General features: G+C 45.3%; 4 protein-coding genes. 1 reads left to right on the top strand and 3 read right to left on the bottom strand.

Going from position 1 to position 9,840, the window contains the following annotated elements:
* Window positions 1–59: 59 nt before the first annotated feature.
* The 3 genes from WCO51_05435 to WCO51_05425 all read right to left on the bottom strand — a co-directional run bounded on the left by WCO51_05435 (window position 60) and on the right by WCO51_05425 (window position 9,097).
* Entirely contained in the window at window positions 60–998 is a 939-nt protein-coding gene (locus WCO51_05435) for an SUMF1/EgtB/PvdO family nonheme iron enzyme (GenBank protein ID MEI6512703.1), read from the bottom strand.
* A gap of 1,136 nt (window positions 999–2,134) precedes the next feature.
* The gene (locus tag WCO51_05430; protein MEI6512702.1) at window positions 2,135–2,815 is read right to left on the bottom strand and encodes a response regulator transcription factor; all 681 of its coding nucleotides are present in this window, start codon (window positions 2,813–2,815) and stop codon (window positions 2,135–2,137) included.
* Window positions 2,816–3,013: 198 nt separating this feature from the next.
* Complete coding sequence (locus tag WCO51_05425; protein ID MEI6512701.1) at window positions 3,014–9,097, bottom strand: PAS domain S-box protein; 6,084 nt, start codon at window positions 9,095–9,097, stop codon at window positions 3,014–3,016.
* Between the two features lie 338 nt (window positions 9,098–9,435).
* On the opposite strand from WCO51_05425, the gene WCO51_05420 reads away from it, so the two are divergent.
* Window positions 9,436–9,747: a PEP-CTERM sorting domain-containing protein gene (locus WCO51_05420; GenBank protein MEI6512700.1), complete on the top strand. Its 312-nt coding sequence runs from the start codon at window positions 9,436–9,438 to the stop codon at window positions 9,745–9,747.
* Window positions 9,748–9,840: the final 93 nt, after the last annotated feature.

The following is a 9,840-nucleotide window of genomic DNA, read 5'->3' as shown; positions in this document are numbered from 1 at the left end:
CAAGTCTCATCAAGTCCGGCCGGGATTACGTGCGGCCGGACTCTGTTGTTGGGTTGAGGTTAGGCTGTGCGTTTTCTGCGAAGTATGCCCAATACGCCAAGACTAAGCACTGCGATTGTTGCTGGTTCAGGGACGGAGGCAACACGGAACCCGATACCGACGAAGACGTTGTCGAGGCTCGGGTTGTAGATGTTCCGGAAGTACGACGCGAGGTAGTCGGCGAAGTCGCTGGAGTACGACCCACCGCGAAGGCCACGATAGGAACCGGACAAATAATCTCCAGTACAATATGGACTTTCCATCCATTCCCAGACATTGCCCATCATGTTATGTGTGCCGTTGAGTTCCTGACTGCCGCTGGTGGCTGCCCAGGGGCCATAAGGGTTCGTGGCATATCCCTTTTTGTAGTAGTTCCAACCTGCCTGTGTCGGAGTCGTGTCCCCAATCGTCGCGTAGGTCTGGCGGTTCGTGCCGTTCCAGTAGGCCGCCTTGACCCATTCATTCTCCGTCGGCAGGAAATAATACGCATTACTGTTGCGGTAAGGATTACTTGCACTGTAACCTGCTTCGCCGCTCTGCCACACACCGAGGGCATAACCGCTTGTACCCTGTGTGCCGGTGAACTTGTAAGCTACCTGATGGCCGGTGCTCGTATTCAGATAGTTGACGAACTGTGCCGCCTCGTACCAGCTTACATTGTTGGTCGGAACGCTCTCACCCGTGAAGTAAGGATCAGAGTTATATGCAGTCGAAGGGCTGCCTGTTACCGCACCATAGGTGGCCTTGAACTTGTTCCACTGGTCGTTGCTGATCTCGTAGGTGCCCATGCGGTAGTCGTTGTTGACAATGCCGTAACCGCTCGTGGGGTTCGTGCTGCCAGAAATCGGCACAAAGTCGATGTTGAACTGATTATCTCCTGTTCCAAATGTGTCAGCCGAAGCAAAATTCGCCATAGCCATCACACACACAACTGCCAAAATTGTTACTAACTTTTTCATTTTCTGACCTGTCCTTGCTATATTTGGGTGTCTAATGCACCCATTTCTCCGGGTTCGATTGCTTTACTCGGCGTCGCCCCGGAATTACGCGCCGAATTTTTTGTGAGCTACCTGGTTCAAATCGTAACTACCAAGCAACGCTAATATTGTACGTTAAGTTGGTCAAAAAAGCTGTAAACTATAGAATGATTAAAGAAGGATTAAATACCTGGTGAAATAGGTGAATTCAGAGTGATAATTTGGGTGACATTCTATTGTAAAGAGTTAAAGTAAGAGGCGAAGTTTGTCATGCAATTAGAGGGACATACTGCTATAAATACCGCCTTCGGATCACTCTCTTAGTCATTCCTTAATCACGTTAAATGGGGGATATGGGAAGTGGAGTAAAGTGCGGATAATAATAATATTGAACGCTTGCGAACCAAGATGGCAAGCTGTACTGAAGCTAATCTCTAACCAAAGCCGAGACTTCCCCGCAAAAGTCTTGTCTGAAAGTGTAGAGAATGCCGGTTATGATGCCGCCAACAGAGCAGGTACAGGTATGAGGGTTTCAAATGACCTGGTAATTCGATGAAGTTGTTACTGCGCCGCGATGCGCATAAGAAGGTTGTGTCAGTCTCACTCTACAAAGTTGATCGCAAGAACGGGAGAGTGCCAAGTCAGCTTAGATTGTGTTAAGAAGAAGGATTGCAGTTAGGCCGCCCTGAAAATGCTGCATCTTTTAATTATTCCTTGTAGCTGAGGCATAGTAGAAATACTGCGCAGATGGCGAAAGACTTTGGTGAGTGTGGCAGTCCCTCCATTAATAGGTCAAAGTTGAAAATTTTGCGGTATACGTTTCTATCCTAGAGTAATCATGGTTTCATTTCCTCCCTGAATTGTATTGGTACTGTGGTCAGAAAAAGCCGATTGTTTGCCCGCCGCTTACATTCGCACTGACCACAGTCCAATTTTTTTGTCTGGGATATCGCCCCTGATTTGCCGCTTCTTATCTAGTCCAAGTTTAGTATTAGTGGTTAAAAAGCAGCAATATTAATTTGCGAAGATATAGGAAATCAAAAGGAAGAGTAATTCAGAACCGTAGATCGTGATAGCACTGCACCAAGCAGAGGCAGGGAAGTGTATCACACAAGCCCTTAGCCCAATTTGAGGTTCTTTGGAAGCAGTTGCCGCCTGGAGCTCACCTCTAAACGCTTATATATGCGCGACACATGGGTTTTAATTGTATTCTCGCTTAAAACAAGTCTACGCGCTATTTCGGCATTTGAATGCCCGTAAGTCAGTAATGTCAGGACATCTCTTTCTCGCCGAGATAACTGTGAGCAATCTATACCAGAGATTTCATCATATAGCGATCCCATTTCCCTTCCTGATATCATATCTGCCAGCAAGTAGCTGCTAACTTCGGGGTCATAGTAAATCCGATCTTGCAGGACATAACGTATGATATCCAACAGTTTGTCAATGCGCGCTGTTTTGATGATGTAAGCGTCAATCCCTGACCTCACCGCAGTAATCAATGAGGCTTTGTCGTTGAGTGATGTCAACAGGATAAGTTTCATTTTAGGATTCTTTTGCTTGACGCGAGCGACCCATTCTAATGCATTGCCATCAGGCATCAAAATATCGCTGATCACTATAGATGGCTTATGCTTATCAACCATTTCTGCAGCCTCTGCAATGGTTCCCGCTTCAAGTACCTCAGATGCTAGCCCCTCTTTGATAAACTTGACTGCCAGCAGTTCCCTTACAATGGCGTGATCCTCTACAATAAGGACAAGTTTCGCTAATTCATCAAGGCTTCTATCGCTAGGCATACGGTACTCTCCTTATTGGGGCGATGTGTGGCGAGCTTGATTTCTGTTATTATTTCACTCAAGGTCTAATTGCTCCCTCTTCTTCTATCGGATGATTTCTAGAAAAAGAAGAGAATAACAGAACACGTGAGTGTACACTTGAACCAAAGATTAACAGTACAAATTATTCTGAAGCCCGACCCCCCTCTTTTGCGGTTGCTATTGGATGGCTTCAGCCAACTGTTTGACGCTGCGTATTATTTCTTGAAGAATGTCCTTAAGCAGATCGAATTCTCCTCTTATGCAACAATCCTCTGCCGTTTCGACTACTTGTCCCAATGCTACCGCACCAACAGTTTTACAGGCCCCTTTTATCGCGTGTAATTGGAATTTAATAACATCAAAATGATCGTTTTTGAAAGCTTCTTTCAGGATATCTAAACGTGTTAAGCAGTCCTGATAGAATCGGTTTGTGAAGATGTTCGCTAATTCTTGGTCGCCATCTAGTAGGCGCATCAAGACACTAGCATCAAACACTGCAGGATCTTTTGACATAATAAATGACTCGGTTTGGTTGACTGAGATAGGGACAACAAAAGAATCTTGTTCAGAGTCACCTAACTCGGTTGTACCGTCTGAATCAGGTGGTGATGCAAGCCAGTGTTCTATTAAATTAGCCAAGAGCTTGAAATCAATGGGCTTGGGGATATAATCGTTCATTCCTGCAGCAAAACATCTTTCACGGTCATCAGACATCGCCCCAGCGGTTATGGCGATAATAGGTACTCTTGGATTGCTGGTTGTTGAATCCAAACCTCGTATGGCGGCTGTCGCTTGATAACCATCCATTTCAGGCATCTGACAGTCCATCAATACAAGGTCATAAGGATAATTGGAAAAAGCCCGTAAAGCTTCTAAGCCGTTTCGTGCCGTATCAACTGTATATCCGAGTTTTTGCAGAAGAAGTAGGGTGACCTCCAAATTGGTAGTATTGTCATCCACTACTAGCACGCGAGTGTGTTTTTTACTGATCTCCGATATCGTATGTCTAAAAAGCGTTGGTTTTGAATCCGCTTTTCCCAAGGCGATTTGCATAGAGGACTCACTTAGACACGATTGCAGGGCAGCCTGACGTACTGGCTTAGAAAGAAACCTCTGAAAACCCATCGACCTGTAAATCTGAACGGCCGAGTCAGGCAAGAACGATGTCAGTGCTACCATGTTCAACTGTTCGAAAGCAGGCTCTGACTTAATAAGGCGAGCAAGCTCAGCGCCATTGTGATCGGCATTAGTCACATCAATAAGCGCGAGATCATACGGTTTGTTCTCTTCCATAGCTGCTTGCAACAACTCTAACGCTTGTGTTGTGGACGAGGCACTGTCGTGTTGTGCGCCCAAGCAACTCAAACTGCTTGACAGACTTCTTCGGCTTGCAGAATGGCTATCCACAATAAGTATTCGAGAAAAGGCAATATGAGATCCTTCAGTTCCTGAACATGACTGTTTCTTCAGAAGAACGGTAAACCAGAATGAAGACCCTTGTTCTGGTTCGCTAGTTAGTCCAAGTTGTCCTCCCATCAGTTCAGCTAGACGCTTGGATATAAATAAGCCAAGGCCGGTCCCGCCATACTGGCGGGTAACAGAGCTGTCGACTTGTGTGAAAGGTGACAGAATCTTTTCGTGAAACTCTCTCGGTATGCCAATTCCTGTGTCGCGAACATCAATGCGCAGCATGATCCCGACATCAGTATCTGAGACCACAGAAACCGATGTTTCTATCTCGCCTTGGTGTGTAAATTTCACGGCGTTGGAGACCAAGTTGTTAAGTATCTGCTTGATGCGGCCCGGTGTACCAATTAACATTTTTGGGGCATCTGGTGGGAATACAGATGCGATTTCAAGTCCCTTTATCTTTGCAGTAGAAGCAAAGGTATCTATGACATCTTCAATTAAAGTGCAAGCATTAAATGGCAAATGCTCTATTTCAATTGCGTTAGCTTCAATCTTGGAGAGGTCTAGTATATCACTAATCAAACCAAGCAGGAATTCACCGCTAGATTTGAGCATAGTGACATAATGTCTTTGTTCTGAGTCCAAGTCGGTATCAATAAGTAGCTCAGTCATTCCCAGAACGCCGTTCAGCGGTGTCCTTATTTCGTGGCTCATATTTGCTAGGAACTGGCTTTTAGCTGCCGTAGCCTTATCCGCTCGTATCGCCATTTCCTGTGCATAAAGTGAGGCATCCTTTAGTTCAGCGTTTGTATCCAGCAATTCTTTTTGCGCTTTCTTCAGATCGGAGATGTCTACCATAGTCGTTAAGACATATGAGATTTCGCCGAAACGGATCAGTTGAGCTGAAAAAATGCCATAAAGAACTCTACCATCCTTCGCGCGTATTTGAAGCTCAATATCGCGAAAATTTGGTTTCAGCTTGAGCATTTCCATTACAGAAGAACGTTCCTCTGAATTCACCCACAAGCCCAACTCTGTCGTGGTCTTGTTTAACGAGTCATCCCGGGTATAGCCCGTCGCGCGGGCAAACTCTTCGTTTATGTCAATCAGCTTGCCATCATCAACAGATGAAATAGCCATAAGTATAGGAGCTCCGTTAAAAGCTGTCGAGAACTTCTCTTCCGACAACCTAAGATCGGCCACATCCCTTGTAACACCGAACATCGCTGGCTTGCCATCCCACTCGCCCATAGCAATACGAGTATCAACTGGAATTTGTTTGCCATCTTTGGTTTCCAGAGGCACAACACAAGAAATAAGCCGTCCAGCGAGCATCTCGGTAACGATAAACTGTACTTCATCAAGTCGATTTTGTGGATGGAGATCAAGTACGGATCGGCCAATAAGTTCGGAAAGCTCATAGCCTAGGCGATCAATAACGACTTTATTTGCGTGAAGTATGGAACCATTACTATCAAGTACAAAGAGCATTTCAGGAACAGTGTCAAAGAATTGTCTAAGGTTCGTTTCGGTTTTGCGCACAGTGGCTTCAGCTCGCAGACGGTCCTTGTTAAGGATGGCCATCCCTATTTGGTCAGCCAACTGACATGCAAACGATATTTCATCTTGTTCCCAAAGATGGGCTGTATCAACGTATTCGAAGCGTAGCGTTCCTAGAATCTTTTCGCCAGTGCAGATAACAGCGTCCAGCATAGACGCTATCTTCATCGGCTTTAGGTATGCTTCAAGATAACTTGCGGTTCTAGTATCAGTTTGAGCATCGTGTGCATCCACGTAATAGCCGTTTTTAAGTTGATCTAATTCGCTCTTAAAACTCGCTTCGGTCAGTACAATGTCACTCGAGTGTTCTTTCGAAGTTGCTTGGAATAAGTCTAAACATCGCAATTCAGAAGCGTCGTCATTGAATAGCCATACGCTTATGCGTTCAATTCCTAACGAGTAAGAAACATTTTCAGTTAAATATCGTGCTAACGATTTAACGTTGCCATCTCCTATGTCTGAAGAACGCATTAACGCACTGACTATCGTGTTTTGTTGTTGTATGCGAACTGAAGCATTGGTATTTCTTATCTGAGCTTCCTTGCGATCGGTAATGTTGCTGAGAGTCCCCGCTATTTGCAACGGTTTGCCGTCAGGTGACCATTCTGATACTTTTCCACGGCAGTGTGCCCACATCCAGTGACCATCTTTGTGTTTTACTCGGATTTCACAGTTGAATCGATCCGTTTCTTTAACGAAGTGCTTGTTAAGCTGTTCAGTGAAAAGTTGAAGATCGTCTGGTTGACAAATTTCGTGCCATATCTGATGTCCAAAAGATTGCAATTCTTTAAGCGTATAACCGAGAATCTCCTCCCATTTGGAACTGAATATCACTTCATCCGTCGACACGTTCCAACCCCAGAGTCCGATACCGGTACCCTCAACTGCACGATCCAACAGATTCTCATTTTCTTTTAATTCTCTGGTGCGCTCCCTGACCAATGCCTCCATGTCCGCTCGTCGTTCACCCCAATACCCAACCAGAACAGCTATCATCACAGCAAGGGCTATACCCATCACTAGAACAATTTGCCATGTGCTAACCAGAGGTGACCAAAGGTATGAAGTTCCTGCACGTACGTTCACCACCCAGGGACGCCCAAATGTAAAAACAGGGTAAGAACACGAGGTTAATCCAGAGGACTGGCCGACATCACTTTGCGAATTGAAACTGCCATTTGGAGGAAAGTGCGCTAACGGCTTCGGCTCTCCAGATTGAGATAAATCAATTATGTCTAAGGCAAGCTGTGTATCATTGCGCCCGCTATAAGTCAGCCCGCGCTCCAAAAAGCTCTGCATGCGAAGCACTCCGAGTGAAAATCCTAAGAGAATGCCGTCTTTTCCTCGCACTGGGTTGAAGATTAGCACACCATTTTGTGTTCCAGTTTCCTGAACCAATGTAACCGCAGCAGACGCCGTAGGGAGGCCGGTCGTAATGGCATTTCGGAGTGCTGCCAAGCGTTTGGACTCACTTCCAAGATCAAATCCTATCGCTTTCTCATTGCCGCGCAAATGCGTCACAAAACAAACTGGATAATAATAATCTCGCTTGGCAACCGGAATACTGCTGCCATCCGCTATTTTCTCGGTTATCTGGAAATGTTTGCCGTATTGATTGCTGATTTTCGCTTCAAAGCCCTCTTTGTCCTGCGTAGATATCTGCGGAATCCACTCCAATGCCTGGATAAAGGAGGTGTCATGGGGCTGTCTTGCAAAATTTTCAAATTGACGCAGGGACATATTTTGGTCGTTCTCAATGTAACGAGCTAAACTTTCCAAATCGTGCTGTACTCGAAAAAGTAATTCCTCCAAAATTTGATATCTGGCATCTGCTAGTCGCTGAAATTCATGTTGCCTGTCTTGCATCTCAGAATTGCGAACATTCAGAGCCACCAGGGAAGATAGGATAACACCAAGAAACAAAATCAACAGAGCATCCAAATGTCGCACGACAAATTGATTTTGCCACCTTTTCTGCCGAATGAAGCATAATATGCTCCCTGCACACACAATTAGGATGAGGCCTATTAATGTTATGAGTATTGCGGACCTTCTGGAATTGGCGATCTCATTTTTTAAACTAATGGACTTAATATCCAGGCCAACTACCATCAATACTTTGCTCGTGTTGGTGTCTATAACAGGGGCGAATGCAGAAACGAAATTGCCTCGCTCATTTGTGTAGGGGCTGACAACAACCGACTTTTTGTTGTTGAAAACGCTGAGGAGACTCTCTGGCGGATTTGCGAAAACCGTTCCTGATGGACGGAAACCTGATGCCTTATCGCCCTTGCTTCCCGGACCGAATACAACATTCCCATCTCGCATGGCAAGGCCGTATACGTTGTCTAAATGGGCATAGCTCCCATAAGATGATAATTTCGCGTTGAGATTGACAAGTTGTTGCGAGGTGCTATCCTCTGGTCTGAATGACATCTGCTCGATTAACGATGGGCTGATCGTTCTCGCTATCGAAGTTGCTTGTCGTAATAAGGTTAAGCGTATAGCCTCATCCACTGACCGACCTCTTATATCCGCTCCTATCCAACCATACACGGTCACTAGCAGTAACCCAACCAGTAAAACGGGAACATCGATGAGGTACTCGAAGGCGGAATTATCCGCTATTGACCGGTAAAGAAGCCAAAAGCCAAATGTACAGAGAATAACGCTGGCGGTAGACAACAACTCTATCGGGAAATTAGTCAGCAGCAAAAAGTTGTCGGCATTAATCCATATACAAGGCATAAACGAGGCTTTAGGCAATGAGATTATGATTGTCAGCCCGATAATCGCCATGGCTGCTGCTGCCAACTTAAGTCCTAAGCTACCGGCTGCGTCACGAATACCCGCAGCTCGGTAAAATGCGAATGCCGATAGCATCGCTCCAAGCAACCCAATACCATAGTGATAGGCAGCTATGGCGCTCTCAGTACTTGAGCTTGCTAACAGCATAGCCGGAGCCAGCGCTGGCAGGTAAATCCAACGCGAGCCGAGTTTAGAATTTCTGCCTTGTGCATGGAGTCTACCGAATTCGAAAAGAGCAAGATAAGATAGTGATGACAATACTGCTCGCACTTGCTCAAGCCAAAACGAATGATCTAAGCTGTGCCCAAAAGCGCCCAGCAACTCGCTTGATCCTTCCAAATAGCCAAAAGCTACGATAAGCTTTAATGGCATCACTATGTAGTTAGCTTTGCATGCACTTACATAGCTAATAGCCAGCGCCAACAAACTAACGCCGTATATGATGTGAATATAGTCAAGATGAATACTCCAGAAGTTTGTCAAAGCCTACTCTCCCCTAAGGATATAATAGCAAATATAACGAGTAAATAAGTTCTTCCTTATTAATAACTTATTATACTTCAAAATAAATATCACTCCTGTTATCACCCAAAACTCACCTGTTTTACTAGGAATTTAATACTTATTAAATCATTCTATAGTTGACAGCTATTTTAACCAACTTAACGTAAAATAATAATGTTATTTGGTGGTTACGATCTGAACCAGGTGGCAAACAAAAAATTCGGCGCGTAATTTCGGGGCAACGCTGAGTAAAGCAATCGAACCCGGAGAAATGGGTGTAATAGATACCCCATTACAGCAAGAACAGGTCAGAACAAATGAATAAGTTATTGACAATCTGTGCAGTGGCAGCGATAGCGATGGCAATTAGTGGGGCGTCGCAAGCGACCCCGACTGCCAATATTCTGACATCCTTTTTCGTAGAATCCGGCAGTAATGTGGTCGGGGCCGAAAGCGGTGCCCTCAATATCAGTGAGATTTCGCTTGCTATTAACTCTAATAACTCCGGTACTTATAACTGCGGTGCGGACAGCGTTGTCCTGCAAGTAGGTGTTGTGCCTGAACCAGTCACCGTCACAGTGCTTGGTCTTGGCGCTCTTGGCATGCTACGCAGAAAACGCAAAGTCTAACATTAACCCAATAGCAGAGTTAGGCCTGAAGTAAACCTGGCCGGACTTGATGAGACTTGTCGTTTACTGCGAGTTCAACCGCATATAAGTAAA

This window comes from bacterium (assembly GCA_037131655.1).
Classification (GTDB): Bacteria; Armatimonadota; Fimbriimonadia; order Fimbriimonadales; family JBAXQP01; genus JBAXQP01.
The sequence above is the reverse complement of the archived record's forward strand: the minus strand, read 5'-3'. Positions and strand labels throughout refer to the sequence as shown.

Coding starts and splice junctions, on each gene's coding strand:
- WCO51_05435 (MEI6512703.1), bottom strand. CDS start 998: ATGAAAAAGTTAGTAACAATTTTGGCAGTTGTGTGTGTGATGGCTATG.
- WCO51_05430 (MEI6512702.1), bottom strand. CDS start 2,815: ATGCCTAGCGATAGAAGCCTTGATGAATTAGCGAAACTTGTCCTTATT.
- WCO51_05420 (MEI6512700.1), top strand. CDS start 9,436: ATGAATAAGTTATTGACAATCTGTGCAGTGGCAGCGATAGCGATGGCA.